Consider the following 26,429-nt stretch of genomic DNA (forward strand, 5'->3'; position numbering starts at 1 on the left):
AAGTTTTATATATACTCGTCAAGGTGGAATCTACTGACTTGAAGGAAATTGTTACATTTAGGGAAAAATCATTAAATTCTTAAATAGGCGTTTATAATTAACAATCTTTTGTGTAAAATGGAATTAGCAGAGTTAGAATGTCTTTTTAATGGAGATTACTTAATGAAAAATCTGCGGCAAAATTCAACAAATGATTATCGTGAGGAACTACGCTTTTTTCTTTGGCAACAAAACATACACCACATTCTTATATTCAGCCTTTTAGGACTGCTTATTGAAAGCATGGCATTTGGCTATGTCTATAAGGCTGGTCTCTCTTGTTATATCCCTTTGTATGTGACTCTTTTTCTTATCTATATTGTTTTTCTACCCGTAATAATCTATTTCAATAATAAAAAAAATGAAAAATTACCTCGATATTCTTCCTGGTTCTTATTTTTTTATTTCTTAGGACTTCTTACCTTTGCAGTAATGCTAAGTTTTGCCAATCAAATTTATACTGGAACCATTACAGTATATGTAATTGTTCTTTTCTGCATTGCGTCCTTTTTTTATATCCCATTTCCTCATATGATTGCTATCTTTAGTGCAGCTCAATGGATTTTCGTCACTTTTCTTCCTAAATTTCAGCATAACCCCGTTATTGCGCGAAATCATATTTTTAATTCTTTCGCTGCGTTGGTTTTGGCTCTTGTCATTTCCAGGTTGACCTATCAAATGAAAACCAAAACCTTTATGAATAAGAAAATTATCGACAAACAAATTCAGACACTCAAAAATCTGTCTATTAAAGATGGAATGACAGATCTTTTTAACCATAAACATATTTGTAGGAGGTTGGAAGAAGAAATACGACGAGCTAATCGCTATAAAACACCTTTATCTGTGGGAATATTTGACATGGATGGCTTCAAAAATATAAACGACACATTCGGACACCAGGAAGGAGACCGAATAATCATAAAAGCGACGGAAACAATGAAACAAACATTCAGGGAAACTGACCTCTTGGGAAGATATGGAGGCGATGAATTTTTAGTTATTTTTCCGGAAACACCGTTAGGCAACGCCGTAAAGGCAGCAGAGCGATTTAGAGAAAAAATATTACAGAATATAGCTGAAAAAGATAAAACCATCTCCATTAGTGGAGGAATAACATTCCTCCAAAAAGAAGATACGTTACAATCTCTTATTCACAGAGCAGACATGCTGCTTTACGACGCTAAAAATGCAGGGAAAAATAAAATAGCATGGTAAAACTAGAGAAAATTAATTATATTCATTTTTATTAGCTCTATTTTTTCTGCCAACTCTTTTGGCTATATATTCAGGCACCTTCTCTTTTGGAATATCAAGAGCTATTGCTAGTTCTCCAAAAAGCAGCTCTTCTGCACGTTTCATAAATTTATCGTCAATAGCCCCAAATTTATGTTTCTTTTGGTCAGCAAGCTGCTTCTTCGTATAAATAGACATCGTCAATTCTATTAAGTCAGCACAATCGTGTGTTTTAATTAAAGACTCATAACATTCTGTAAGTTGACTTGAAGTATAGTCTTCATATGTTTCTACCTGAAGAGTAGGAATCGTATCAATAAGCTGTTTAGCTTCGTCTTTAGAAATAACAGGACGCATAAATACTTCAGTTGTATTAACAGGAATAAATATTTTACAGTTCTGATACACGGGTTCTAAGACATAATAGAGTTCTTTATCGTTTGCTTTTCCTGCATCTCGTGTTGTAATACCCTTAACTTCACATACTCCTGTGTTGCCATAAAAAATTAAATCTCCTACCTGATACATTTCACATTACCTCCCAAAGTCCGTTCATTATCCATAGATGGGTACGTTCGTTAAAATTAAGCAACTCTAGTATATTTTAGTACATTTTTGGAAGTAAATGTAGGCAGAAAATTATTCTATTTATCTGAATACATACAAAGGGGCAACCTTACTATTGGCATCGTCAGTGTCAAAGTCATCGTCAACACATAAACTACACCCCAAAAGTAAAAGGGCACAAAAAAAGCTGCCCCAAAGGGCAGCTTAAATATTCATGGCGGAGAAGGTGAGATTCGAACTCACGGAACCTCGCGGTTCAGACGCTCTCCAAGCGCCCGCCTTCGACCACTCGGCCACTTCTCCTTACCTGCAACGCTCGGTATTATAACAACTTCTTCTATTTTTGGCTAGTCCTTTTTCATAAAAAAAGGGCAGTTCGGCCCTGCCGCCGACTGCCCAAGCTGAATGGAGGGGGTGCTCACTTCATACACTTCGAAGAAATAGCTATATAAACCAACGGGTAATTCCCTATATTTTCAAGGGAATGTTTTAAGCCTTTTTCCGTTAGGATTACATCCCCAGCGCCAACGCGCTCTTTTTGTTTGTCTTCCGAATATATTCCTATGCCATAGACTATTATTTTTATTTCTTCGCATCCCTCATGCTCATGTTCTGGAATGAGAGACCGCGGTTCCATTTCAACCCAGTTAATTTCGTGAAAAGCACTCTCTTCATAAAAATCATCTGGGTTAATAGAGCGACTCGATACCCCGTCAAGAACCCCAAAAAGGGGGTGGCTTTCAAGATCTTCTATCTGGCTCGATCGAATAATCATGTTTGTGCAGCTTCCTCCGTTTCTCTCGGCAGATGCACGAGAACTGTGCATGGGGCATGGCGAACAACTTTAGCCGCAACGCTACCGATAAAGAAACGTTCAAGATTACTAAGTCCACGATGTCCAATAAGAATTAGCTCATATCTGTTTTTCTCGGCCATCTTGATGATTTCTTCATAAGGTGTCCCCGTCGATAATACGAACTCAAAGGGCGTAGCTGTAACTCCAGACTCTCTCATCCCTTTCTCAATCATATTGAGGAATGACTGACGAATAGATTCCTCATTATAGTGGGGCGGATAGTCTACATAACCTGGAATAGAAAGATCGATCCGAGTTACAACATGAATAAAATCCAAGCGCTCTATACTATTTTTCTCTGCAAAACGAAAGGCGTAACTAATAAGAAACTGACTATTTTGACTCTGGTCAATCGCTACCAAAGCTTTTTTCATACATCACTCCTCCTTTCGTTGTACAGATACATTATAGACCAAATATACAGAAAATTGCAATGATGTATACTTATTAAATTTGTCCTATCACCTTTAAAATAATATGAGCGATCATGGCTGAGCCAAAGTATGTTCCCATAAACACAAAAACACTGACGACAACTAATCTCCAACCAGTCTTCTTAAAGGAATCCAGATCTTTGCCAACAGCGAGTCCCATAAAAGCAAGAATTGGCGTTGTCATCGAAAGAAAGTTAACATGTTTGGTGAAGTTGAAGATAAAATCAGCGGTAGGAACTCCAGGAATCGTCAAGATGCAACCAATGAGCACCATGAAGGCTACACTAGGAATTTTCCCGGGAATAAGGCGAGCAACGATAATACCTGCCATAGCAATAAAGACAAAAATCAACATTCCAGGGAATGCCGTGATAATTGAATGAGAAAAACCTACTCTATTTCCTATAAGAGCCATACACCCCATAATGAGCAAACCAGGGAATGCAACTGCGAGTTCTTTGCCTAATCCTTTCAGTCCTTTTTTAGAAGATGCCCCGTTTTCACTATCGTTAGTAGACGTCAATATGTGCTTTTTTTCGAGCAACACCCCGTAACGAACGTAGTACATCTTTCTATAGAGCCACTCTGCAAAGGGCAATGCAACGAAGAGTGAAATATACATTCCATCAAGGCTTGTCAACATATTGCTGGTAGCGCCAAGAGCGAGAAGTTCGTCTCCCATGTTAGGGAATATCGCTTTGAGCGTTCCAGACGCAGCGGCCATCATACTGCTGCTACCTACTCCAGAAGCCATAGCTAAAGCTTTGGGATGAAGAGGAAGAAAGGCAATAGAAAGAGAGGCCATGAGACTGAATATTATGGTTCCAAGTAATGTTCCTGTAAGATATACGCCCATGACACCCCTACCTTCAGGACCATCCATGCCATAAACATCAGCGATAAGGGCAAGGTTTCCTTCTCTCGCTATAGAGTGCGAAGCGCCTATTGTTTCTCTTTTCAAACCTAAGAGCACTGCAATGGGAACAGCAAATAACACTGTTCCTAAATTACCTAACTCCTGTAAAAGCAGAGCGGGACCAGCCTGAATAATTTTAGGAATGCTTGGCCCCACAAAAGTACCATACTCAGCCATGAGAATCATAAGCCCCCAGCTAATAAAAGGCGTTGCATCGTTCATATCTTTGTTGTTAAGAGTTTTAAAAAACTTAGGCCCAAGGAGCCCACCTAAAACAAGTGCATATAACATTGGGAGAAGAACTACTTTCCCTGGGCCAAACTGTAATACTTTTATGCCCATACGTTCAGCAATGACAATGAGGATTATTGCGATAATGTAATTTTTGACGTTTCTCATGGTGACGTTTTCTCCTTAAAAAGTAAAATTAATTCTTTATTGACAATTCCAATAGGATTCTTGTTGTTTTATATACTCTTCAATAGTAAAAGAAGGCTTGAAACGTTCTATTATGCCCTCCGCTTTTTCCGCCCCATTTGTCATTAAATCGATGATCGTCATGGCAACGGCTTTGGCAGGAAGTATTACGGCAGCGTTATAATCGGCAACTCTGTAGTCTGGCGTATGGAGAGTGCCGTCTACTCCTCCCATAAAGGCATGTATGGAAGGTATAAGTTGAGAAATATCTCCCATATCAGTAGATGCTGCAAAGTCTCCTATATTAGAAACCTTGTCTGACGAGATCAGCTGCCTCGAATTATCTAAAAAGATATCGTTCATTTCGGAAGAACAGGATAGTGGAAGATATCCCGGGATGGTCTGAATTTCTGTTTTTGCGCCAACGGCGTCACCTCCAGCTCGAAGGGCTCTGTCTACTTTTTTGTGAGCGTCTTCAATACTCTCAGGAGTTCTTCCTCGAACATAAGCTTCAAGACGAACATCTGCAGGAACATTGTTTACAGTATCGCCACCTTTGGTAATGATGGGATGTACTCTGATATGATCCTCGTCACGGAATGTTTCACGTAGAGCATGTACCCCCATTAATCCCAACATGGCTGCATTAAGAGCGTTGATTCCTTCATGGGGAGTTGCCGCAGCATGTGCCGCTTTCCCTATATAGTGAATCGTTTTTCCTACAAAACCGTTCGATCCGTTACATACGCCTAACGCTGCTTCTGGCATATTTCCAAGAGCATGAGTGATAATTGCCATTTGGACGTCATCAAAAATTCCTTGATAGACCATTTCTTGCTTTCCACCAAGGAAATGGAGTTTTCCCTCTTTCACCTGAGAGAGACGCCAATCAAGCTCCACATACTCCTCTGCAGGAACCCCCATAAACGTAAGCGTTCCTGCTATAGAATTTTGGATATTAGCATCGACAAAGGCAGCTGCAACAGCAAGCATAATGGCTACCTGCAAGTGATGTCCGCAGGTATGAGCAGCGCCCGCATCAGGGTTGGCGTAAGGACTTCCATATGTAGAGACAGCATCGAGCTCTCCCATAAGAGCTACATTCGGTCCCTTTTCCTTTCCTTCTAATGACGCAATAACTCCCGTCTGAGCGACATTACTTTTGACCGGAAGTTTCAGCGAATTAAAAAAGTGAGTTACAATAGAGGCCGTATGCTTCTCTTTAAAACCCAACTCAGGATTATTGAGAATTTCTTGAGCTATGCGAACAACTTCTTCTGACCTTTTATCGATAGCTTTACATACTTCTTTCTTCAGCTGCTCTTGATTCATAAGATATTACCTCCTCCTCTTTTGGGAATAGAATTAAATTAAAAGGATACCACGGTATGAAGATAAATAAAATTGCTTCATTTTCTGATTGCCGAAAAAAACAAAGAATGGTAGTCTTTCTCATGATCAATTTTTACACCAATTTTGACTGCATTTAGAAAGGGACGGAGATAACAGGAATGAAAATTCAGGTCAACTCAGAAATTGGTAAGCTACGCGCAGTTATTATGCAACCCCCCGGGAAAGGCATTGAAAGATGCACTCCTCTTAACATTGGTTCCCTTGCATGGGACTCTGTACCAAGCCCGCACAAAGCGGCAGAAGAACACAAGAAATGGGTAGCTGCTGTAGAAAGCTTTGGAGCAAAGGTATACCTTTTTGAAGATCTTTTACGCAAAGTACTCTCTATATCAACAGTAAAAAAAGACCTTGTATCTCAAATAGTACAAACGGAACACCAGTTTATTACGACACAAACAATGGAGGTACTCGAAGAATACCTTCTAGATCTCTCTGCTTCCAAACTTGTAGACCAACTTTTTTTTGGGATGACAAAGGAAGAGCTCAACAAAGCCACAGGAGAAGTTTCTCTTGTTGACCTGGTAGATAATAAAAATGAGTGGTGTCTTTTCCCGATGTCAAACGTGCTCTATTCCCGAGATCCTGCTGCCATATTAGGAAATGGAATAGTGTATGGGAATATGTTTAACCGAGACCGTATCAAAGAACCATATTGTATTCAGGCTATCTTCAAAAATCACTCTGATTTTAAAAATTTGAGTTTTAAGACATGGTATGGAGAAAGCCCCGACGATACAACACCTGTAGAAGGAGGAAACGTGCACTGTTACAGCCGTAATGTCTTTATTATCGGCATTAACGAAAGAACACATCCTGCTTCTATAGAAAAAATTGCCCAGCGGACAATGGCTGATGGAGAAATAACAGATGTGCTTGCTCTCATGTTTGAAAATCCGAGATTAAGCTCCACCGATTCTATCGGTCTTTCTGTTCATGTTGATATGTTCTTAAATATGATAGATCATGACGCGTTTCTTTTCTTCCCATATATAGAAAAGAAAATTACAGTGCTTCACATAACTCGAGGAAAGCAGGGACATCTTCGAGTCAAACGTGAAAGTTCACTTTTCGGAGCTATTAAAAAAGTGTTGAATCTTGATGGAATACGCATTATTAAAGTAGGCGGAGATGAAAGTGAAGCCGTTGCTTTTGCAGAACAACGCGCCGGCTCAGGCGGAAATACTTTCAATCTTGAACCCGGAAAGGTCTGTATCTGGGATCGCAATATCGCCACTATAAAGGCATTGGAAAAAGGCGGCATTGATGTAGTCGCAGTAGAAGCTGACGAGCTTGTGAAAGGCGGCGGCGGACCTCGATGTTCTACTATGCCTCTATGGAGAGATGATATATAAAAGGAGGGCTTTTGCCCTCCTTTTTGATTCATTATTTGAAGTTGCATCCTTTATATTAGTAACTTCCCCGAACAACTTCCCGACGTTGGCGGTTATAAAAGAATGAACAGTAAGAATCTATTTTTTGGATTTTAAAAACTGATTCCCAAATACCAATTGTTGCATTGGGGTAAATTACATTTCTAACTTTGATACGCGGATTATGTTGCCTTTCGCTATCCAGGACCTTACTTATTTCTGCTACTGAAACTTTTAATTGTTCTGCTGTTTCCTCTAGTCTTTTCATCTGCCGTATGAGCATGAAAAGCTTTTGACGTTCTTTTTCAGACAAATTTTCTATATCAAATGAGGTATCATTCGACGTAAAAGATAAAATTGCCTGTTCAATTCTATTTCTAAACCATAAAAGCTCCTCTATCTTTTTATCTTTCCGTTCTCGTTCTTCTACCAGAATAGGATCTACTCCCACCTGAAGATAGGTATATGGCTCCATAACAGACCCCACGGAAATTGTATCTATGCCACTCCCTGCGTGGGCAGTACCTCCTATTATTCCACGATAACGTTTACCCTTTACTATGATTTTATTCTTTGCTTTAAGAGTCGAAAAAAGAGAATAACCTGCAATTTCTATATCTTCCGCAGAAATAACAGTCGCATACTCAACATAGCCAGCCTGAACTATACCTTAAGCACGAACGACGCAATTCTCACCTACAATTCCATTCCTGACAATACACTGTCCAAGTGAATTAATACGTCCGTTATAAATTCCGTTACAGATCACAAGATCCCCTGAACAACGGACACTAAATCCCTCATTAATGATTCCCTGTATTACAATTGACCCTTTAAAATCAATATCGCCAGTCTGCAAATCCACATTCCCAGGTATATTCAAAATAGGTAGAACATCAAAATTAACACCATCAAAGAATGGTTGCCCACTTCGAGTAGCGAAAACATGAATTATACCGCTATCATCAATCTCTCCCCTCACTCCATCAAGAAGGGAATATCGAAGCACTTCTACTGGTTCTGGTGGAATTTCTCTTCCATATATATCAATACCGTGAGTTCCGCTATGTGGAGGAGAAATTAGTGCAAATTCCTCACCTTCATCAACAGTTGGGAGCTCCCAGAGCTTTTTCCAATCTATCGCAGCAGGATCATCTTCATCGTAGCGTCGTACTCTTTCTATAGGTTTAAGGAATTCTATCTTACCTGGAGTTGGTGGTGTTGAAGGGGTTCCTTCCGCAATGAGAAGGTCGTTTTCATAACATATATCAGATTCGTTGCATTTTTTTATACGCTCATAAATCATATCGTATGAATTAATCGGGATCCCTTCTTGCTGTAATGCATTAACAACATCCTCGGGATTCAGAGGTAAACCACTCCCTAAAGGGGGATATAAATCGAGGTAGACTTTCAACATATCTGGAGTTATACGAATACAATAACTCGCATCTTGAGCCTCAACAACTTCAAAGGGTTGATCTTCAAGATTTGAGAGATAGTTTTTTATTTGTTCAACGAGAGAATCCAGATTCACGGATCTCAAGTCCATTTATAAGACCTCCCTGCTACTTCCCTTGTATTTTTATTATACACTAAAGATTAAACTTTCCTTCATGCATACAATAAGAGGAGGCTTTATGAGAACAGTAGCCTCCTCTTATGTTCTTATTTTTTTAGTTTTGGCAGGGTATTTGCTCCGTGAGGCATAAACCATGTCTTAAGTTGATTACCATGCTTATCATAAACCTGGTTAAGAGCTTCATCAAGGCTTTTAACCACAGTAATACCTGTACCTTCAAATTCTGTAGGCGACATTTCTGAAACCAAATAGAAATCCCAATTTTCAGCAACATAACCAATGGTGTAGCCAACATATTTGGCAATAGTAAATTCTCGACGAACTTCCTTTTCTCGTTCCGCTGTATTTGGAAACTTCTGGAGCATGAATTGGACTTCATCGTTACCATATCCTTCATTGCACGCACTTAATACGATAATAGATCCCCCTTGAGGAACCGCTTCCATGGCATTAAAAATAGTTTTCGATGTCTGGTAAAAGTTGATATCTTTGGGATATCCACCAGCTGTCGCTATAACAAGGTCTCCCAATTCTGAAATAACGACGCCATCTTTCTTATCTACAATCTTAGCCCCTTCGTAGAAAGCTTTTTCCCAATCTCCGGCCACGGCGAAACCTATCTTTCCATCGTTACCAGGAATAACGTTAAACATAAACGTTGGCTTGACCATTGCCGCTGCTTCCATCATATCAAGATGCATAAGGTTGTTTTCAAAATTCCCTGGTCTGCTGTTCATATTTCGGCCATTACCAGGAACAGGATCTAACGCCAAAGCGTGATTGGCCATAACGGTTTCATAAGAAGAAATTCCGGGTAAAATTCCTTTTCGACCGCCTCCCCATCCAGCCATAAAGTGATAAATAATGGCACCAGTAACAATGATATGATCGCATTCTAGAGCCCTTTTATTCACCTTTACAGGAGTCCCGTAGGAAGTCGTTCCAATATGAACCATATCGTCATGATCTAGACATTTATGATCGACAACCTCGAACGTTTTCGAAAGTTCCTCGCCAAGTAAAAGAGCGTGTTCCTCCTGAGTTTGTTCCCGATGAGTTCCCGTAGAGCTCAAAAAAAGTATGTCTTCGTCGCGAATGCCTGCATTACGAAGTTCTTTGACTATAAAGGGCAAATATACCCACATTCGCTGCCAAGCCCGTGTAATGTCAGAAACAATAATACATACTGTCTCTCCAGGTTTTACGAGTTCGCCAAGTTTTGGAGATCCAATAGGATTTTCAAGAGCCTGAACGATGATTTCCTCTTCAGAACCGATACTTTCGATTGGTTCGCTATCGATAATCCCCAGAAGATTTTTCTGCGGGATAGAAAAATCGATGTTCCCCTTTCCGTATTTCATGGTATACGAATACATTGATACTCCTCCTCATGCAGGAAAAATTACGTAGGTGTACACCATGGCTAAGAAACCAAAGAAAAAGAGAAAGCAGATAGATGGAAGAAGTGTTTTTCGCATAACTTCTCCTTCCCTTCCCAATATAGCCACACATGCACACACTGCCACCACGTTATTTGGGCATATCATGTTTCCAATAGCTCCACCTGTGTTTTGAGCTGCTACAACAGGCAACACATTTATGGAAAGATTTTTTGCAGCTTCCACATGCAACGGATTAAACATAAGATTTGACCCGAGGTTTGTTCCTGTAACAAAACTTCCTATTTGACCGATAAGTACGGCAACTGCAGGGTAGAACAAACTGCCAATCGTAGCAAAAGTCACAGCAAGAGTGCTGATTTGCCCAGAAAGTTTCATGCAATTGACCATGGCCAAAAGCAAGCCCATTGAAATGAGAGCAGGGATTACCCGCTTAAAAGCTTTAAGAGCAGATGCCAAGAAAAACTTACTGTATCCCAATAGTATAGATGCTAAGAAAGCGCTTGTTAAAACAACACAGCCCACCCAAACTGTGTACCCGCCTCCGAAGGATACGAGAGTTTTTAATGAGAAAGAAAGCCGTACAACTACAAGCAAAATACTTAAGATAAAGTATGGCAACAAAGACCGAAGAAAACTAAAACGAGGATTTTGTAACGTTTCATCGTTGTCTGGAGAAGAGAACGCATATTCTTGTGGAACTGAAGCATTTTTTCGAAGCCAAAGATACGCTCCAAAGACAAAAGTTCCTGCCATTCCACCGATTAGGCTTGTGAGTTCTGTAACGGGAATAAAGACGTTGCTCATCGTAAAGTTTATGCTCCCCATAACAAATCCCATAACAAGTACGTCTTTCCATATGCCTCTAAAAGCCTTTTTCCCAAAAACAAAACCAATGATCAGGATTGGGAGCAATATATATCCCAACGACATCATTTTACCAGTCATAACGGAAACTGGCACGAAATCAAGGCCGGCCGCACCAGATCCGACAACGGTGGTTACACCAGCTCCACCCCAGCTTACAGGACATGAATTCCCGATAAGACAGGCTGCCGCAGCAATGACAGGGTTCATACCAAGTCCAACGAGAAAAGGAGCCGCCAACGCAGCTGGAGCCCCTGCTCCTGCCGCTCCTTCAAGAAAGGTTCCGAAGGGAATAGCTAAAAATAAGACCATAAGTCTTTTATCTCTTGTAACCTTTGAAAGACCACGTTTTATGGAATCCATAGCCGTTGAATCCACCATAACGATGAGAAGAGTAAAGGCGGCAAATATAAGCCATACAATACGAACTCCGTCTAAAAAACCATTCCAACTCGTCTGCGCCAAATTCATAAGAGGCGTTTTAAAAACAACATTTCCGAAAAAGAGAGCTACAATCCAGCTTATCGGCGCAACAACCTTTGATGGGTAATTAAATCCTGCCATTCCGACAACAATTATTGCAATGGGCAACAACGCAAGCAAAAAGTTCATCGAATGCTTCCTCCAGACATGTTTTGATATGTGTGATCTGAGCTACGGAGTACTCCTTATATCTTCCCGGGATATATGGATATAAAAAAAGAGGTCGGAACCTTAAGGTCCCGACCTCTGTACAGCCCATACGTTACAGAACTGTCGCCCGAGGATAGGACCGACATCTAATAATGAGCGCAAGTATAAGAATAAGAGCAACTATAGCCTCTACGTTACACACCGTCTGTCCCTCCTCAAGTTCTATAAACTTTTTTCTACTGTTGGCTCGGAATGTTATCAAACCTTTAAAATTTTGTAAAGTGTAAAATAAAAAGAATTTGTAGATGGGCCAGAGTTTCGTTCCGTTTACTTAGGTAAAGTGAAAGAGATAATGAAAAAGGCGGGCACCTCTCCTTTATACTGGTGTTGCTCAAACAACCAAAATAAAGGATATAGGAGGTAAACCCGCCATGACATCATTATACCAACGTTTACAGCAATCTGGGAACCCTATAGCAGCACTGGAAGTCGTAACAGATCTCATGGAACAAGGAAAGACAATCAGGGAGATTGCTCGCATCATGGGGATTTCTGAACGATGGGCCAGAACACTGGCAAAAAGAAAAAAAGATGGCCTCCCTGTGGAAAAGTTACTAGAAAAAAGGGGCCCCCGTTCCCCCCATCCTAAAAGGACGAAACCCCATATAGAAGCTATCGTTCTTGAAACCCAGAAGAAAACGAACATGGGAGCTCGGCGACTTGCCAGGGAATTGGCTCGCATCTTTAGTCTAACCCTCTCTCCTTACACGATCAGAAACATCTTGCGAAGAAACAACAGGAAGAGCAAAAAAGTACGTTCTAAAAACGGGAACAGGCGGTATTATGCCAATCTTAAGCATTGGGAAGCTCTGCAATACATTCAGATTGATGCCAAACATATCGCGGACGCCAAAGCCCTCCCTGAAAAAGCGTACGCCGCGGTCTTCAAGTACAAGCTTCCCAAGTATCAGTTTACGGCTATCGATATACGGACAAGAACACGGTTCCTAAGCTTTGCCGATGAACTTTCCTTTGCCAACGGATTCTCTTTCATGATATATGTGGGGTTCATGCTTCGCGCTTTGGGCATTCGGCACAAAATCTTTTTCCAGACGGACAATGGAACTGAGTTTGGAGGCGGAGGGGGAAGCAGGAAGAGGGCCATCATGGAAGAAAACTTCATGGCCCCTCTCGACATAACGCTTCTCTCCATCCCTAAGGGGCAGAAAGAAGCCCAGGGCTTTGTGGAACGGAGCCATCGTACTGACGATGAGGAATTCTATATCCCTACGCTTCCATATATTACATCTCGTAAAACCTTTATGATTTCTGCTACAAACTGGGTAAAATATTACAATCAGAAGCGGTCACACGGAGGAAGAGAAATGGACGGAAAAACACCAAAAGAAAAAATATACGAGCTCTCTTTAGCCAGTTCAAAAGCCGCAACTTCCATTCCGCCACTACTATTGGACAGAGTGAGCCCATTTATCTTTGAATTGGCGGGAGCCAATCATACGGACTGGGATTCCCGCCATTCACTTTATCACGTTATCAGGAAGCAAACTATGGCCCCTTACAAAAATAAAAAGAATTTCGACATTAGACAAAAGTTAATCTTAAGGAGTTGCGCTTTATCCCACTACCGATCCAGGCAAGCAAAGAAATCTGACGCTTTTTTCGGAGTTGCAATTCTGACATAATTTTTCCCTAAATGAGGGTAATCTTTGCCAGAACGCACCTCTATCCCCTTCTCTGCCAAAAGGTGGGCCAAATCCACATCTCGATCTTCTACAGAGACAAGAGATATGGGACAACATGTATAGGTGGAAGCCACGGAAAACCCTCTCTTTTCAAGCTCAGGGATAAGACTTTCCTTCTCTTTCTTTATCATCTGGCGAACAGTGTCTAAAACAGAGCCCCCGCGAAGAGCCTCACGTGCCAAAAGAGCGCTTACCGACGGAACCGCAAAGGGGAGGTTTCCTTTATCATAAAATTCTCCAAGCCTTCCGCTGAAAATGCCATACCCAATTCTGGTTGCTGCAAAATGGAATCCCTTTGTCAACGTTCGCGTAACAATAATATTTTCATAGCGAGGTAGAAGCTGTACCGCCGAAGCTTCTTTAGGAGCATAATCGCCATAGGCCTCATCTACGATAACTACAACACCTAATTCGTGAGCTCTGGAAACAAGCGCCTCAATTTCATCAAGAGGAATAAGCTGGCCCGTTGGATTGTTGGGATTATCTATATATAGCAACGTATGACGCTCGTTCAGAGCATCAAGAAGGGAATCGGCATGGAACGTAAAGTTATCTTCAGGGCTCATGGCAATGCCTTCAAAACGTGCTCCGGAAACTCTGACTTCGGTAATATATTCCACGAACTGTGGCACATAGCCCAAGACCGTTGCATGCTCATCAAGAAAGACTTTATTAATCCGCTCAAGAACCTGCATTGAACCGTAGCCTATTTTTATCTGTTCTTCACTAATGTCTGCGAAGTCTTTCCAGTAATTACAGATTTCTTCAGTCAAAGCTTTATATGAGGTATCTCCCGTTTTCCACATATTTGAAACCCAATCATAATTTTTTATAAAAGCCTCAACTTCAGGAGCATGGGGCAACGTCGATTCAAGTCCGTTGCAGTTCAAAACTATGGGACAGTGTGATTCGTGAATATAACTCTCTCTGTCAAAGTCTTGAAGATGAGCACGTACTTTAGGGTTCCACATGGATCTTCGCCTCCTCTATATTTTCAGAAACAGATGGCAACTCTTTTCCACGCAAACGTATAAGTCCAACTGTGGCCAAGGGCAAAACCATAACCACGAGGAAATACCATGCCATAATGGAATAGCCGCGAGCGATAAGTGCAACGAGCCCTGCTTTTGCACAAATGAAACAAACAATCAATATAACGAACCCGACTACGCCTCTCATACGATGAGACATCTCTCGTCCTTTTTCCTGGTAGACAGAATTGATTCGTTCATTAAGTCCATGGACAAAACCTGTTATGGTTTCAATACTTGTTCCGAAAAGCATCAATACATAAGCAGAAAGTAATACCCCTCCGCCAAGATCATTTTTAAGGATGCCGAAAACGGGAACCGATTCCTGCAAAACGGATGGATAGGTAGGAGCCATAGCCAAGTACTCTACAACAGCGGGGATCATCATGAGTATAGAGGCGACAATGCCATTAATTACTGCGTCTCGTCTTGTTTTAATTGTATCTTTTAATGCATAAAGAACAAGAACAAATGACACCATATTGTAAAGGGTATACTTTATTCCTCCCATAATCCAATTCGAGTTTGCAGCTACTCCGTGATCTCTCGTTAAGCTGCCGAACACTCCGTCCATACCAAAATGACGAACAGTAGAATAGAGGAAAATGAACATAACAGCGTAAAGGAAGAAAGACCAGTATGAAAGAATGGTGGAAATAACTTTTCCTCCGGCAAAAAGCAGAAGGGAGGTTCCTACAAGAAGAACGGAGACTCCAACCCAGTAAGAAACACCAAACCATTGCTGAAGAATGGTACCAGCTGCAGAAGAAAGAATTCCTCCAACCAGAACAACAAGAAAGATATAGCCTACCTCAAAAACAAGCCAGGTCGCACCCGGGAAGAGGCTCTGAAAGAAGCTTCGGTAATTGTAAAGTCTGAACTTTCGTGCATAATCAAAGGTCAGGATACCTACGAGGGCAAAACAAACTGTGGAAACAGCCATTCCATATAGTCCCTGCTTAAGGCCATTCATCATAAAGAATTCAACCAGTTCTCGTCCTGTGGCATAACCGCCACCAATAAGAACAGACTGACAAATAAAACCGATCATGAGCCAACGACTAAACCATTTAACCTGCGTAATATCTAAAAGTTGAGAGATGATAGAACCCCCTTGGGCATCCTTTTTCATCCTTTTCACCGTCCTCATCAAGTAAATTAGTTAACGTATTGCTGTGAGCTCAATACCTACCCTCTTTTCTCGCTCTAAAAGTATAAAAAAACAGGGCCCCTCTCTTTGTAAGAAAGGGGCCCTGCCCTAAAAGATCAACGCAATTAAGCGTCGACCCCCGGAGAGGGACCCACGCTAAACCAATAATAAAAGAAACAGCTTGTAAGCATTTCTTGAATTTTCTTTGTTTTCTTCATGATAGGGAAGATTACCACTTTTCCACATATCCGTCAAGTTAAAAAAAAGAGAACCCCGTCTAAACAGGAGTTCTCTTATAATTTTCTGGCGGAGAGGGTGGGGATAGAACAAATCTCACAAAGCCTTATCAATACTACATTATTAAGCTATAACTTTTATTTTGTGTCCGGTTTAGTGTACGGTTTGAAGCGTCCTCTTTTTAAGAGCTTGTTCAAAGAATAATACTCATCTAGGAGCAAAATGACAAGGCCCATCCCCTTTAATTTGCAGGATAGGCCTCAAATCTGGCTCTGGTTTAACGAACTTACTATAGGTGTTTAAATCGCATTTTGAGCGGTCATTTTTTCTCCCATGGCCAACGTTTTTTCTCTTTCCAGAAAATAACGCATCCTACGGCCGCTAAAACGAGAATTCCTAGAATGTAATTCATTTTCTCTTCTCCTTTCTACCAAATATGAGCATGTTCATGCCCTAAAACTTCCAAACGAGCCCTATCCCAATTGCAAGATCGGCTCTTCCGTGAGGGTTAACCCCGCCACCGGCAAAAACGCCCCATCCAGGAGCTTTCGCTCTTCTCAAGGATTTTTTCCACGCCTCTCGCTCCTCATTAAGCACTTGTTCCAGAAGCGCTATTCTCTCGTTAATCTGTCCTTGAAATTTCTTGTTTTCTGCAGCCTGGGTTTCGAAAGCAGCTTCCCAAGCCTTTGACTGTTCCTTGTATGTTTGAATTGCCACAAGGGTATCACGCCCGTCTTGCTCGCTTCCAAAATACCCCGCTTCAGGAGTCGTCCATCCTGATGGAACGTACTCCCATGCCCCGAAACTTTGCGAGCTCATCATTAAGCTCGTTAGCAATAGAACTGCCAGGAAGAGAACGAACTTCTTGCGCAGTTTTTTCACGGATCACCCTCACCTCTTTTCGAGTGGCTGTTTCCAATTCGTTTATTTTTTCCCCCAAAGCTTCGATTTCTTTTTGTAATTGATCAGCCTTTAAATCTGTATTTATTAGAGTCTTAGGCAACTTGGGAGTTTTAAAGAGCGGTGTAATTATCCAAACTGCCAAGAGAATGCCAACTAAAATTATTCCCCAAAAAACAAAGTTTATTTTCCGCTCGAACATTCTCTCTCAACCCTTCCTGCCAAAGATTTCAAAACCCGCTTCTTGAGAACTTGCAAAACTTCGTGAGAGGAATATCCAGAAATAGCAATTGAGGCGCTTTTGAATCCTTGAGGAATCGAGACTCCATCAAGCACGTAAAACACACAGATGCCCACAAAAGCTGAGGTGATAATTCCTGTAAAAAAGAACCACCACGAAAATTCTTCTTGCTTGCAATTAAGCCCGTGAGCTATCCCTCCAAAAACAGCGAGTGCTACCGGCGTTAAGAGCCGTGTTATTTGCTCTGCAAGTTTTTCTTCACCTAACAAATTTTCTCACCCTCTCCACTGCCGCAGGTGCCCATCTTTAGATTTGTGCGTATCTACGTGAATACGACCGCTATAAAGCCCAAGTCCTCCCAATTCTGGAAGGTTCCCCTCTTCATATGCCTGAAGAACCTTTGAATGAAAAACATCGTTAGAATATTTTGTTTGGCGAATATCTGCGGCTATGCCTTGCGTATGCCAGCTATTTGGAACCCCGCCCACTTTTTTATTATGTGCAGGGCAACGATAGCCCGAATTAACAATGATTGGTGTTTCCATCAAGGAGCGGATTTTTTCTAAAAGGCTCAAGAGTTTTGGTTTGATATCGCACCTATCACACCCACGGCATGCAAGTTCAGATCTGCTAAAGTGCTCTGAGAGCATGTGTCTCCCTCCTTTCCATAAAAAAGAGGCTGCCGTGTGGGCAACCTCTTGAGTATCATTTTCCTATTTACATTGGGACTGTATCCCAAGTAATATTTTGAATCGCTGTTTCATCCTCACTTGTAAGCACCATATCCCTGAGCAACGAGAAGTGGGTCCACCACATTTCAGAGAAACGTTTTTGCGCCTCATGCATTGCGATATATGCCGCACTTTCTACGTTCTTCCATACACAACCGGAGAAATCAACAACTATACCGACGTATGCCTTTGTTTCTGCCTCTTTTCGGCCTTGCTCCCACATCTGGAGATCAAGTGGTTCGCATTTTATACGAGTAATACCTGATGTGTTGCCTTCGACTGTTGATACATCAACTCCTGAAAGAAAGCTTTGTTCAAGATTTGCGTATAGAGAAGCAACTTTTGTTTGTTTTAGGCGATCTATGTTCAACACCCATTCTTGCCCATTCCATCCATGGAATGGAGATGGTGCAATATGCTCAATGATAGTTTGAGTGCCTACATCAACTTTTCGCTGCCCTTGATGTGCTATGCAATCTTTCCATTGATCTTCTGTGATTTCTATGTGAGGTTCTGGGATATTTTCCCCGTGAATTTCTGTGCTATAAAATCCCAGAATGTCGCCTGTGGAAGCATCGTAATGAGCGTACATTTGCCCACCTCCTTAATAGCCTATTGCAAATATTCTCACTGGCCCTGATATTCCATATCCCCATGCTGACCTAACAGTACAGGACGATTGTGTAAATGATTCTATTTCTGCTCCTTCTGACACTTGTGCACCGGCTGTAACGCCAGCAGTTGATGACAAAATTACAGAAAAAGCTAAATTAGGGAAACTAATTGGAAATAACATATCAAAACGTGCGTCATTCGCAACTATACCTGGATTATAGGCCATCCACTGAAGTATTAGCCCACTTGGAAGTTTTTGATATCCAGTTGTTTCAAAAAGAAAAGGGGCATCTGCTACTTGCCAAAAATCTGAGGGGAGCTTGCCTCCAAGAGTACCAGCGTTTATCTCTCTCCATTCCAACCAATCAGTATTTTGCGTATTGCTAGATGATCGTATGTAAATTCCCTTATAAAAACCATAGAAAACTAATTGTGTAACTCCAGCATTTGTATTTCTAGGAATAATCAAACATACACCTCCATTAATTCCTGGAGGCCCATTAACAGCAGTAGATCCAAAATCATATAACCCGCCTAATGTTGCAGCATTAAAATCTTGAATAGAAGCATTTAGTCTTTCTCCTATCCCATACCCGCTCGGAGCAAAATCTGCGGCCTGAGACGTTTTTAGATAAGGCAAATTCCCATGCGCCAAGGGGTCTGTGTTATGCTCTGCAATGCTATCATCCACATATCCCCGTGTTGATAGCACTATTGCCGGATCTATTTTGAGCATAATAGTTGAAGCGTTCGACACCTCTAAAATCATCCTGATATAAAGATCTTTTCCAGAGCCTTCAGCTAAAGCTGGCTTGTATGTAGCTGGATATTTACCTAGAGCTATCAGGTCGCCTTCAGAATCTATTATCCCGGCTTCTCTTACTGTAAATCCTCCTGTTGTAGTTGGGATTACAACCTCTATGATGATCCAGTTTGGATTTTCATCATCTGTTTTTATCTGGTTAATTCCACCTCTCCAGACTTCGTTTTTAAGGGTTAACTGCGATTCCACTGGATCATAATAACTACCATCTCCATCTCCAACAGCTATGGAAGAAAACTGCACTGTTGTTCCCAACGCTTGGGCGTTAGCCAGTTTAGCTTTTCCCGTATTTGTTAAAATCGTATAAAAGTTTTCAGCCATATCACCACCTCCTAAAGCGGATAAACCGTAACAGTTTCAACAACTTGGGCTCCAATGCCCCATCGCCAAAATGCTGCACTCTCAACTTCCGTCACGTTGTACGGATAAACTGTAATTTCTTCACCAAAGAGGCTTGCCATTGCAACTTTAGGAACCACACCCCGTACAGTAAGATATACATTCAACTCGTCGAGCCACGAACGAACGTTCTTGTACTCATCTATTAGTCGCTCTAAAAGCACATAGGTCTGCTCATCAAGTCCACGCTCGCTAAGCTCAAGAATCTCTACCTTGAATTTGTACGGCTCCCCACCGTATTCATACCATTCTGAAATAACTCCACGCATGGAGAGCATTTCGAAAATGCGAAGCAGCGCCGCTTTCGTTCCTTTCAGACGATGTATCTCAACAGCCCCTTTAACAAGATCTCTTTTCTCTTCAACCGAAACGGCCAACCCCGCACCCTCATCAAGGGTGATATGAAACTCCCACAGTAATAAATCTAGAACCATTTCGGACAGCTCATCGATACGCGGCAATATGATAGTTTGAATCAAATGGGTATTAATATCAGCCAGTTGGTCATCTAACGCTAAAGTTGCGGCTTCCACCTGAGGATCTTCAGCAATGCTTCCAGGGATAAGCTGCCTCAGCCCGCTAGCCATCTTCAAGTCCTCCATAATTTACCGTCACACTATCTTCCTGAGCGATTTGCCATGACTCTAATGCCGTATAAACTGGAGATGTTACAGAAACTCTCTTCGCCCCAGCATCCATCACACGCTTGATAAGCGCCGAGGGGTTAATATCTCGGCCCAGCTTCGCCTTCTGCCACGCAATATATTCCCCCACCGCAGTTTCCACCTGAGCCTGTATCGCAGAAATAGAGATAGCTTCTACGCGATCTATGAAATATGTAATATCAATAGAATAGGCAACCCGTTCCGGGGCTAAAACCGATACCCGATCTGTCAGTGGGCGCACGTCATCAGCTGAACAAATCTTTAAAACGGCATCAAGAATTTCGGAACTGGGGAGTTCCCCTCCCTCCATCAACGGCCTTATTTCAACTTCTCCCGCAGCAGGAGATCTTACCGACACGTCAATTATTCCCTGGTGTGCAGTACGTGCCCAGAAATCATAGGCAAGTCGAGGCCCTGCAACAGAGTACCTTTCCATAGCTTGCCTTATACGCAATCTAAAATTATCATCTGATTCTTCATCAACACCACCCGTGGAAGCAGTTATATTTTCCACTTTTGAGATATACGGAAGAGGATCCACCAGTTTACTGATCTGCCCTATTGCAAAACCATTCCCGATTGAACCGCTCTGAGTACAGGTAACGACAGCGTCAACATACGTTGCTCCTGGGGTTATCTCGAGGGCTTCCTGCGTAGCAAAAAAGAGCCCATCTCCAGGAGTAACGCGAGTTCCCTGAGGTATAGAAACGGCGAATGTTTGAGCTATGGGCAGTGAAAAGCGAACAGTGGCCATTGCCGACTGCTCAGGAAGCCTCACAACCCCCTGCCTGTCACCTAGATGATCCAGGTAATCACCAGTTGCATAGGCAAGCAGGTTTTGCTTCGCTGAAAAATCAATAATTACACGCTGTTGCGCTATAACAGCCGCTACAGCCTCCAAGAAAAGTCTGACCGGATCCCCCTTTGCGAGAATCCGGCCTGCTGTTTGTTCATATTTCGCTATGATCTCGGCCTCAACATCTGCCGCAGATTTTTCCGTAAAATCTATATTAGGTAATGTCAGCACGAATTCTCACCTTCACTTTCGGAATTAAACGTCCATCACTATCTCCTGAAAAAGAAACAGCTGTTATTTCTGCTCTCGGTTCATCCCGTGCCACGGCTTCCACAATCTCTGCCATGCTTCTCGCTTGAGCCGCAGGAGTAGGTGCATCAATCAAATCAGCACTAATACCAAACTCTCTATCAAGTGGAACGGATCCTCGTACGGTAGAAAGGATAGTCTTCACATTTTGCAATATCTCCTCGACTTCACCTTTGGGGAAGAAATCTACCCCATTGAGGCTCGCTGTTAGATCAAATTCTGCCATCTTCAACATACTCCTTCATAGAAACAGAAACGGTGGCCACCGTTAAAATTCCAGCAGGATTTATGGTTTTCCACGACTCCGTTATTCCGGTTATTGCAAATAGCCCGAGAGGGATACCGCCAATAATCAGCCGTTGCGCTTCACCCTTATCGCGAATAGTACGTAAAGTTTCGATTTCATTCTTAGGATTTATACCTAATGAGGCATCAAATCTCATTGAAAAACTGACACTATCGAGCCCCGGACCTAAAAATTCTAAAAGGGGCTTACTCTGCATAACTGTATGCTCTGAGAAACGTGCTTCACATCCTCGCTCGAAATCAGCTATTGTTTTTACTTTAGCTGAGGAAACCTCAAAAACAACAGGACCAAAGCTCCCTATCATATTTATCCCCCCGCAAAAACATTGGAAGAGCCCGTAGCTACGCTGGAACCACACGCAACAGGATCTCCGACACGGCCAATCTGCTTTCCATTAACATAAACTGTCGATGATCCGGAAGCCAATACAGACGCATGGGTTTCAGGAATGTCAGGACACGTATGCGCAGCCCAGCCGTCACCTTGACGATGAACGGCAATTCCATTTACAAAAACATCAGACGAGCCCCCCACTGAGGACCGAGAAGGCCATCAGCCGTGACCCGTACACATATCGCCTAATCTTGTTACAGCCGGCATTCCTAGACCTCCTATGGATTCAGATCCAACCGTGACGCTTTAATAACCCCATGCTTCTCGCTTTCAATTACAAAATCACCTGTTATATGAACTATGTAAGCTCCAGTGCTTCTGTCAAATTCAAGCCAGGACCCATCTCCGAAATCAATTCTGCGCTTTTCGCTATTAACCACGGAAGAAACTCTATCTTCCTTGCTGTAAAAAGCCCCCAACACAAAACCTTGCTCGGAACCGTTGTCAAGAAAGACACATACTACATGCTCTCCAATATCAGGCATGTAAAAATCTTTATTTATCTTCGTCTGTCGAACTAAAACAGGCAGGTCATAACTAACGAGATTTCTATCTTCGAAGATTACCCTTACCGTACAGTGTTCTGGGTCAATGGAACAAACCTTTCCCACACAGATCATTAATATCCCTCCAAAACACGATGCAAAGAAAGTCTGGTTACATACCCACTCCCTTGTGAATACGTGTGAGAAGCCGTATCTATTGCATACTTTGCGTCAAACGCACCGAAGCCTGATACTTGCACGTTAAGCCCTGCAGAAAGATTAACGTTCCCTAGAACCGATATCTCTCCTGTCACTTCTTTTTTGTTCTGCACTCGCAATTTTTTCTTTGCGAGAGATTCGGCCTCTGCTATATTTTCAACTCTCTCGTTAACCACGAGAGTATGTCCAACTTTAGGGGCCTTCGGAGGTTCGTAAGTATAATCAATTCCTGTTTTAGTTACGGGATCATGCCATTTGACTCTGCATGCCTTGTATATAGAACCGGCCTGAGAAGTAAAAGACCACGAAAGAACTTCCGAATTGGGCGTTATAGAGCAAACTGCTGCTCTCGACTCATAATCACCTTCATCGAAGATAACGATCTTCTCATCGGCTATTTTCAAAGATACCCCGGCGTCTTCACATATTCGTCTCAAGAACTCCATATCTGACTCATCGTTCTGATCACGTCTACCGTAAAAAGGATCTGCTCCAACTTCCCAAAATAACTTCATACCCCCGCGCATAGCAATATCCCTTGCAATAGCAGATAAGCTAATATTTTCCCAAGCATGCGTTTTCTTTTCACGCCTTATAGATGAGGAAATAAGTGCGGAAACTCCTTTGATCTGACATGTGCCTGGAGGTCCGCTTACATCAACTTCGTCGATAGAGAATGTTCCGCAAGGCAACGTCACAATCTGTTCGTTCCTGTTGAAGTTTTTCGTCATTATTGCAGCCTTGATTTTTGCACCTTTTGAAGGAAACCACGCTCCACGCCATAGACCTTCTCTATCTTCAAGAGTTATCTGCAAATCATCCGACTTACCGTGAGCATTATCAGTGAAGGAAAAATCCAACAAAAAGGAGTGGATATCCCGAGAGATATTCACTCCTTCATAAACAAGTGATATATAGGCTCTTCTTGCTTCCACGATATCACCTCTTCCATGGTGGCAAAATGGCCACTTGCGTTACATCCACATCTGGTACACGAATTGTTATATTTGCTGGGAAAAAGACTCTGTCATGATGTTTGGGGTTCGCCTCAATCAAATGATGCATGAAACGCTCGTTCCCATATACTTTTTTTGAAATCCAATCCCATGTGTCACCCTGAATAGTTGTATATGTCGTCATGAGAAGTTCAACCTCCGTTCATCACGACGCATACTTTCAAGTCGTCGCATAAGATCATCACAAGCTTTTTTCATTGCCTTCTCAATATCAGCACCAACATTTCCGTCTCCGGAAATAGTTATATTCGGTGCGAAATTCACGTAAACAGATTCACCAGAACTGTTTACGCCAAGAATATCTCCTGTCTTTTCCCACAAATCTATGGCTCTTTTTCTTCTGTGGGGAGCATGAGGAATAATAGACTCACCGCCCTCTTCTCCAACCATTGCCAAATGTGGAAGTCTTGTTATGGCTCCTGCAGCATGTCCAGGCACGGAAGAATAAACATCCCAGGCTAAGTTTGCCTCTTGCTTCTGCCCTTCAGCATTGCTTCCTAACCTTAAAACTTTCTTTAAACCATTCCATTTTTCTTTGAACCATTCCAGCTTCCCTGAAATCCATCCAAAAACCAACTTGAATGGGGCAAGCATCGGTTCTGCCAATAACTTAAAGCCTGATTTTAAGAAGGTCCAAAAACCAGAAAACCATTTAGAAACTTTATCCCAATTTTTATAGAGGACTATTCCTGCAGCTATAAGCCCTGACACTGCTATAACAGCAATAGCAATAGGGTTTGCCGATAATGCCGCGTTAAAAAAACGCTGTGCTGCCGCCACTGCCTTCTGAGCCAGCGCAAGGCCCTTAGCAACTGCAGTTCCTTTCAGCTGAGAAGCCATAAGCGCCTTTTGTCCGCCAGTTAAAAGCAAAACAGCCGCACGAACATTATTAAAAATACCGGCAGCGTTGAGAGCGCCACCTTTTATAAATGTCCATGCGTATCCTCCCGCTATTGCCGCCACCTTTAGCCCTATAAGCGCAGCTGTTGTTGTTAGGATAACTTTAGTAACAAATGGAAATTTTTCCGCCAGGTTGGTAATCAACATTGCCCCTTTTGTTATAGGGGATAAAACATTGTTCAGGCTAGGCAACAACACATTGCCTAAGGAAACAGCTAAAACTGTCATAGTCCCCTTAAATTTGTTAAAGTGCCCAATAGCACTATCTAAAAATTTTAAAACTTCCTGATCGACTATTCCTTTAGACCCTTCCGAAACGTCTTTGAGGTTCTCTGGCAATTCTGCCAACTTGTTTAGCAAGGGAACTAGCCCCTTGGCGCCTTCATCACCCATAACATCCTGAATAGCTTGTGCCCTTTCATCTGTATCAAGTCCATCAAGAGCTCGATCTATTTCTTCAAGAGTAGCGATCATATCAAGTTCGCCACTTTCAGTTCGCTTGATATCTATACCCCACTCTTTTTGAGCCTTGCCAAGTTGCCGAAGAACAGCGTTAAAAGATGTACCAGCTCTACCGCCTTGAAGACCCGCGCTATTCAATTGTCCCAACAGCATAACGCCTTGCTCTACGTTAACGTTGTAATTCGCCATACCCGATGCAGCTTCTGTAAGTGAATCTCCAAGCTGCCCGAAATCACGAATTTGATACTTGAACTGAACTTTTGTAAGAAGATCGCCTATTCGGCTCATTTTTTCTTCGGTGGTCCCAGACAGCTGTTGTCCAAGGTTGTTATATGTTGTTGCAATAACCTCGCCAACCTGTTCTGGTGCTCCAGACGTCACTTTGGCTACTTTGGCTACAACAAGACTTGCTACTCTTGCCGCTTCTGCTTCCAGTCCGGCACTATTCAGTGCATACTGAATATCGTAGCCTTCCTGAAGCCCTGTTAAGCCTGATTTTGCCAATCGTCTAGCTACAGAAGCTGCTTCTTTCATCGCTGATTCTTTGTCTTTTGCATTGATAACTGTAGAAAGTCGCACTTCTGCTTCTTGAGCCTTAGCAGCAGCATAAATTGGAGCTGCGATAGAGGAGGCAAGAGCCATTGTATCTACCATCTGCCCTCTTAGTTGCGCTCGATGCTGAAGATTGGCCTGTTTCATGCCTTGTATTGCTTGAAGGTTCTTTTGAACTTTGGTAGTTTTCTCTATCTGTTTTGCAAGTTTTTCTTGTTCGCTACGAAAGCCTTTGGTTGAAAGGCCGGCAGCACTGAGAGTTCCACGAAGTTGTGTCAGCTCTTGCCGTTGCCCCTTGAGCTTTCCTCGCAAGGTTTCCGCTTTTCTCTGTGCAGCATTGAACCTGTTTTGAAGTGCTCTTGTAGGCTTCTCAGCTCTTTGCATCTCTTGAGATAAACGAGTTACATCAGATTGGGCCTGAACAAACGACAAACGAGTATCGTGAATATCTCTCCTTAGATTTCTAAAAGCATCTATCTTGCCTTGTCTATCTTTTAAGTTCTTTAGATTTTTATCAAGCCTATCAATATTTGCGGCGGCAGACATGAAAGGCTTGCCAAAACCGCTAGATAACTTTGATCCCAACTGTATCGCAAACTCATAAACCCTCCCCATGCCTGCCACCACCTTTCTTTATTACATCAGCTATATCTTCTATCCATTGCATCAACTCTGCGAGAGGCATTCGTAGCCAGAAATCAACAC

At 42.2% G+C, this 26,429-nt stretch carries 27 protein-coding genes, 1 tRNA gene and 1 pseudogene; 3 read left to right on the forward strand and 26 right to left on the reverse strand.

All coding sequences use genetic code 11. The features are described from left to right. The first annotated feature begins 117 nt into the window (after positions 1 to 117). Positions 118 to 1,257: a GGDEF domain-containing protein gene (locus tag ACZ5GY_RS05925; RefSeq protein WP_464111616.1), complete on the forward strand. Its 1,140-nt coding sequence runs from the start codon at positions 118 to 120 to the stop codon at positions 1,255 to 1,257. Between the two features lie 12 nt (positions 1,258 to 1,269). On the opposite strand, the gene ACZ5GY_RS05930 is transcribed toward ACZ5GY_RS05925, so the two are convergent. The 6 genes from ACZ5GY_RS05930 to ACZ5GY_RS05955 form a co-directional block, all read right to left on the reverse strand. Beyond that, positions 1,270 to 1,803 (reverse strand): CarD family transcriptional regulator, encoded by a 534-nt coding sequence (locus tag ACZ5GY_RS05930; RefSeq protein ID WP_213690374.1) that lies wholly within the window; start codon positions 1,801 to 1,803, stop codon positions 1,270 to 1,272. Positions 1,804 to 2,057: 254 nt separating this feature from the next. Next, positions 2,058 to 2,145: transfer RNA gene (locus ACZ5GY_RS05935), tRNA-Ser, on the reverse strand. A gap of 115 nt (positions 2,146 to 2,260) precedes the next feature. Continuing rightward, positions 2,261 to 2,617, reverse strand: a complete 357-nt coding sequence (locus ACZ5GY_RS05940; protein WP_213695879.1) for a cupin domain-containing protein — start codon at positions 2,615 to 2,617, stop codon at positions 2,261 to 2,263. Then, the gene (locus ACZ5GY_RS05945) at positions 2,614 to 3,072 is read right to left on the reverse strand and encodes a universal stress protein (RefSeq protein ID WP_213695880.1); all 459 of its coding nucleotides are present in this window, start codon (positions 3,070 to 3,072) and stop codon (positions 2,614 to 2,616) included. Before ACZ5GY_RS05945 ends, ACZ5GY_RS05940 begins: the two co-directional genes overlap by 4 nt. Positions 3,073 to 3,145: 73 nt before the next feature. Then, positions 3,146 to 4,447 (reverse strand): DUF3100 domain-containing protein, encoded by a 1,302-nt coding sequence (locus tag ACZ5GY_RS05950; RefSeq protein ID WP_307879980.1) that lies wholly within the window; start codon positions 4,445 to 4,447, stop codon positions 3,146 to 3,148. A gap of 36 nt (positions 4,448 to 4,483) precedes the next feature. Then, positions 4,484 to 5,797 (reverse strand): amidohydrolase, encoded by a 1,314-nt coding sequence (locus ACZ5GY_RS05955; protein ID WP_464111617.1) that lies wholly within the window; start codon positions 5,795 to 5,797, stop codon positions 4,484 to 4,486. A 179-nt stretch (positions 5,798 to 5,976) separates the two neighbouring features. On the opposite strand from ACZ5GY_RS05955, the gene ACZ5GY_RS05960 reads away from it, so the two are divergent. Beyond that, positions 5,977 to 7,230 carry an arginine deiminase gene (locus ACZ5GY_RS05960; RefSeq protein WP_213699864.1) on the forward strand — a complete coding sequence of 418 codons (1,254 nt, stop codon included), beginning with the start codon at positions 5,977 to 5,979 and terminating at the stop codon, positions 7,228 to 7,230. Positions 7,231 to 7,285: 55 nt separating this feature from the next. Here the strand turns inward: ACZ5GY_RS05960 and ACZ5GY_RS05965 are convergent. The 3 genes and pseudogenes from ACZ5GY_RS05965 to ACZ5GY_RS05975 all read right to left on the reverse strand — a co-directional run bounded on the left by ACZ5GY_RS05965 (position 7,286) and on the right by ACZ5GY_RS05975 (position 11,709). Continuing rightward, positions 7,286 to 8,800 (reverse strand): annotated as a pseudogene (locus ACZ5GY_RS05965) (DUF342 domain-containing protein). A 116-nt stretch (positions 8,801 to 8,916) separates the two neighbouring features. After that, the gene (locus tag ACZ5GY_RS05970) at positions 8,917 to 10,206 is read right to left on the reverse strand and encodes a lactate racemase domain-containing protein (RefSeq protein ID WP_213690261.1); all 1,290 of its coding nucleotides are present in this window, start codon (positions 10,204 to 10,206) and stop codon (positions 8,917 to 8,919) included. 12 nt (positions 10,207 to 10,218) lie between these two features. Then, positions 10,219 to 11,709, reverse strand: coding sequence for an L-lactate permease (locus ACZ5GY_RS05975; RefSeq protein ID WP_213690262.1), 1,491 nt, complete (start codon positions 11,707 to 11,709; stop codon positions 10,219 to 10,221). A 452-nt stretch (positions 11,710 to 12,161) separates the two neighbouring features. Between ACZ5GY_RS05975 and ACZ5GY_RS05980 the strand changes: the two genes are divergently transcribed. Further along, positions 12,162 to 13,433 carry a transposase family protein gene (locus ACZ5GY_RS05980; RefSeq protein ID WP_464111618.1) on the forward strand — a complete coding sequence of 424 codons (1,272 nt, stop codon included), beginning with the start codon at positions 12,162 to 12,164 and terminating at the stop codon, positions 13,431 to 13,433. Here ACZ5GY_RS05980 and ACZ5GY_RS05985 read toward each other — a convergent pair. The 17 genes from ACZ5GY_RS05985 to ACZ5GY_RS06065 form a co-directional block, all read right to left on the reverse strand. Further along, entirely contained in the window at positions 13,373 to 14,464 is a 1,092-nt protein-coding gene (locus ACZ5GY_RS05985; RefSeq protein ID WP_213690263.1) for a pyridoxal phosphate-dependent aminotransferase, read from the reverse strand. The genes ACZ5GY_RS05980 and ACZ5GY_RS05985 overlap by 61 nt on opposite strands. Next, positions 14,451 to 15,656: a YkvI family membrane protein gene (locus tag ACZ5GY_RS05990; RefSeq protein ID WP_213690264.1), complete on the reverse strand. Its 1,206-nt coding sequence runs from the start codon at positions 15,654 to 15,656 to the stop codon at positions 14,451 to 14,453. The genes ACZ5GY_RS05985 and ACZ5GY_RS05990 overlap by 14 nt, the downstream gene beginning before the upstream one ends. Positions 15,657 to 16,364: 708 nt before the next feature. Beyond that, positions 16,365 to 16,628 (reverse strand): hypothetical protein, encoded by a 264-nt coding sequence (locus ACZ5GY_RS05995; RefSeq protein WP_464111619.1) that lies wholly within the window; start codon positions 16,626 to 16,628, stop codon positions 16,365 to 16,367. Between the two features lie 43 nt (positions 16,629 to 16,671). Beyond that, positions 16,672 to 17,013 (reverse strand): hypothetical protein, encoded by a 342-nt coding sequence (locus tag ACZ5GY_RS06000; RefSeq protein WP_464111620.1) that lies wholly within the window; start codon positions 17,011 to 17,013, stop codon positions 16,672 to 16,674. Continuing rightward, positions 16,995 to 17,321 (reverse strand): phage holin family protein, encoded by a 327-nt coding sequence (locus ACZ5GY_RS06005; protein ID WP_464111621.1) that lies wholly within the window; start codon positions 17,319 to 17,321, stop codon positions 16,995 to 16,997. The genes ACZ5GY_RS06000 and ACZ5GY_RS06005 overlap by 19 nt, the downstream gene beginning before the upstream one ends. 6 nt (positions 17,322 to 17,327) lie before the next feature. Continuing rightward, complete coding sequence (locus tag ACZ5GY_RS06010; protein ID WP_464111622.1) at positions 17,328 to 17,702, reverse strand: YcbK family protein; 375 nt, start codon at positions 17,700 to 17,702, stop codon at positions 17,328 to 17,330. A gap of 67 nt (positions 17,703 to 17,769) precedes the next feature. Further along, on the reverse strand, positions 17,770 to 18,375 hold the full coding sequence (locus ACZ5GY_RS06015) for a hypothetical protein (protein WP_464111623.1): 606 nt from the start codon (positions 18,373 to 18,375) through the stop codon (positions 17,770 to 17,772). A 12-nt stretch (positions 18,376 to 18,387) separates the two neighbouring features. After that, complete coding sequence (locus tag ACZ5GY_RS06020) at positions 18,388 to 19,542, reverse strand: phage tail protein (protein ID WP_464111624.1); 1,155 nt, start codon at positions 19,540 to 19,542, stop codon at positions 18,388 to 18,390. Between the two features lie 11 nt (positions 19,543 to 19,553). Then, positions 19,554 to 20,207, reverse strand: a complete 654-nt coding sequence (locus tag ACZ5GY_RS06025) for a phage tail protein I (RefSeq protein ID WP_286677095.1) — start codon at positions 20,205 to 20,207, stop codon at positions 19,554 to 19,556. Continuing rightward, positions 20,200 to 21,312 carry a baseplate assembly protein gene (locus tag ACZ5GY_RS06030; protein ID WP_464111625.1) on the reverse strand — a complete coding sequence of 371 codons (1,113 nt, stop codon included), beginning with the start codon at positions 21,310 to 21,312 and terminating at the stop codon, positions 20,200 to 20,202. Before ACZ5GY_RS06030 ends, ACZ5GY_RS06025 begins: the two co-directional genes overlap by 8 nt. Further along, positions 21,296 to 21,616: a GPW/gp25 family protein gene (locus tag ACZ5GY_RS06035; RefSeq protein ID WP_286978938.1), complete on the reverse strand. Its 321-nt coding sequence runs from the start codon at positions 21,614 to 21,616 to the stop codon at positions 21,296 to 21,298. The genes ACZ5GY_RS06030 and ACZ5GY_RS06035 overlap by 17 nt, the downstream gene beginning before the upstream one ends. Beyond that, the gene (locus ACZ5GY_RS06040) at positions 21,603 to 22,001 is read right to left on the reverse strand and encodes a phage tail protein (protein WP_464111626.1); all 399 of its coding nucleotides are present in this window, start codon (positions 21,999 to 22,001) and stop codon (positions 21,603 to 21,605) included. Before ACZ5GY_RS06040 ends, ACZ5GY_RS06035 begins: the two co-directional genes overlap by 14 nt. Positions 22,002 to 22,003: 2 nt before the next feature. Next, positions 22,004 to 22,231: a PAAR domain-containing protein gene (locus ACZ5GY_RS06045; protein WP_307879894.1), complete on the reverse strand. Its 228-nt coding sequence runs from the start codon at positions 22,229 to 22,231 to the stop codon at positions 22,004 to 22,006. A gap of 77 nt (positions 22,232 to 22,308) precedes the next feature. Then, on the reverse strand, positions 22,309 to 22,710 hold the full coding sequence (locus ACZ5GY_RS06050) for a phage baseplate assembly protein V (RefSeq protein WP_464111627.1): 402 nt from the start codon (positions 22,708 to 22,710) through the stop codon (positions 22,309 to 22,311). Beyond that, positions 22,710 to 23,729: a phage late control D family protein gene (locus tag ACZ5GY_RS06055; protein ID WP_464111628.1), complete on the reverse strand. Its 1,020-nt coding sequence runs from the start codon at positions 23,727 to 23,729 to the stop codon at positions 22,710 to 22,712. Before ACZ5GY_RS06055 ends, ACZ5GY_RS06050 begins: the two co-directional genes overlap by 1 nt. Before the next feature lie 4 nt (positions 23,730 to 23,733). Then, on the reverse strand, positions 23,734 to 23,934 hold the full coding sequence (locus tag ACZ5GY_RS06060; RefSeq protein ID WP_464111629.1) for a tail protein X: 201 nt from the start codon (positions 23,932 to 23,934) through the stop codon (positions 23,734 to 23,736). Then, positions 23,931 to 26,339, reverse strand: coding sequence for a phage tail tape measure protein (locus ACZ5GY_RS06065; RefSeq protein ID WP_464111630.1), 2,409 nt, complete (start codon positions 26,337 to 26,339; stop codon positions 23,931 to 23,933). The genes ACZ5GY_RS06060 and ACZ5GY_RS06065 overlap by 4 nt, the downstream gene beginning before the upstream one ends. Positions 26,340 to 26,429 lie beyond the last annotated feature (90 nt).

This window comes from Aminobacterium thunnarium (assembly GCF_055390565.1).

Coding starts and splice junctions, on each gene's coding strand:
- ACZ5GY_RS05925 (WP_464111616.1), top strand. CDS start 118: ATGGAATTAGCAGAGTTAGAATGTCTTTTTAATGGAGATTACTTAATG.
- ACZ5GY_RS05930 (WP_213690374.1), bottom strand. CDS start 1,803: ATGTATCAGGTAGGAGATTTAATTTTTTATGGCAACACAGGAGTATGT.
- ACZ5GY_RS05940 (WP_213695879.1), bottom strand. CDS start 2,617: ATGATTATTCGATCGAGCCAGATAGAAGATCTTGAAAGCCACCCCCTT.
- ACZ5GY_RS05945 (WP_213695880.1), bottom strand. CDS start 3,072: ATGAAAAAAGCTTTGGTAGCGATTGACCAGAGTCAAAATAGTCAGTTT.
- ACZ5GY_RS05950 (WP_307879980.1), bottom strand. CDS start 4,447: ATGAGAAACGTCAAAAATTACATTATCGCAATAATCCTCATTGTCATT.
- ACZ5GY_RS05955 (WP_464111617.1), bottom strand. CDS start 5,797: ATGAATCAAGAGCAGCTGAAGAAAGAAGTATGTAAAGCTATCGATAAA.
- ACZ5GY_RS05960 (WP_213699864.1), top strand. CDS start 5,977: ATGAAAATTCAGGTCAACTCAGAAATTGGTAAGCTACGCGCAGTTATT.
- ACZ5GY_RS05970 (WP_213690261.1), bottom strand. CDS start 10,206: ATGTATTCGTATACCATGAAATACGGAAAGGGGAACATCGATTTTTCT.
- ACZ5GY_RS05975 (WP_213690262.1), bottom strand. CDS start 11,709: ATGAACTTTTTGCTTGCGTTGTTGCCCATTGCAATAATTGTTGTCGGA.
- ACZ5GY_RS05980 (WP_464111618.1), top strand. CDS start 12,162: ATGACATCATTATACCAACGTTTACAGCAATCTGGGAACCCTATAGCA.
- ACZ5GY_RS05985 (WP_213690263.1), bottom strand. CDS start 14,464: ATGTGGAACCCTAAAGTACGTGCTCATCTTCAAGACTTTGACAGAGAG.
- ACZ5GY_RS05990 (WP_213690264.1), bottom strand. CDS start 15,656: ATGAAAAAGGATGCCCAAGGGGGTTCTATCATCTCTCAACTTTTAGAT.
- ACZ5GY_RS06000 (WP_464111620.1), bottom strand. CDS start 17,013: ATGTTCGAGCGGAAAATAAACTTTGTTTTTTGGGGAATAATTTTAGTT.
- ACZ5GY_RS06010 (WP_464111622.1), bottom strand. CDS start 17,702: ATGCTCTCAGAGCACTTTAGCAGATCTGAACTTGCATGCCGTGGGTGT.
- ACZ5GY_RS06015 (WP_464111623.1), bottom strand. CDS start 18,375: ATGTACGCTCATTACGATGCTTCCACAGGCGACATTCTGGGATTTTAT.
- ACZ5GY_RS06020 (WP_464111624.1), bottom strand. CDS start 19,542: ATGGCTGAAAACTTTTATACGATTTTAACAAATACGGGAAAAGCTAAA.
- ACZ5GY_RS06025 (WP_286677095.1), bottom strand. CDS start 20,207: ATGGCTAGCGGGCTGAGGCAGCTTATCCCTGGAAGCATTGCTGAAGAT.
- ACZ5GY_RS06035 (WP_286978938.1), bottom strand. CDS start 21,616: ATGGCAGAATTTGATCTAACAGCGAGCCTCAATGGGGTAGATTTCTTC.
- ACZ5GY_RS06040 (WP_464111626.1), bottom strand. CDS start 22,001: ATGATAGGGAGCTTTGGTCCTGTTGTTTTTGAGGTTTCCTCAGCTAAA.
- ACZ5GY_RS06050 (WP_464111627.1), bottom strand. CDS start 22,710: ATGATCTGTGTGGGAAAGGTTTGTTCCATTGACCCAGAACACTGTACG.
- ACZ5GY_RS06060 (WP_464111629.1), bottom strand. CDS start 23,934: ATGACGACATATACAACTATTCAGGGTGACACATGGGATTGGATTTCA.
- ACZ5GY_RS06065 (WP_464111630.1), bottom strand. CDS start 26,339: ATGGGGAGGGTTTATGAGTTTGCGATACAGTTGGGATCAAAGTTATCT.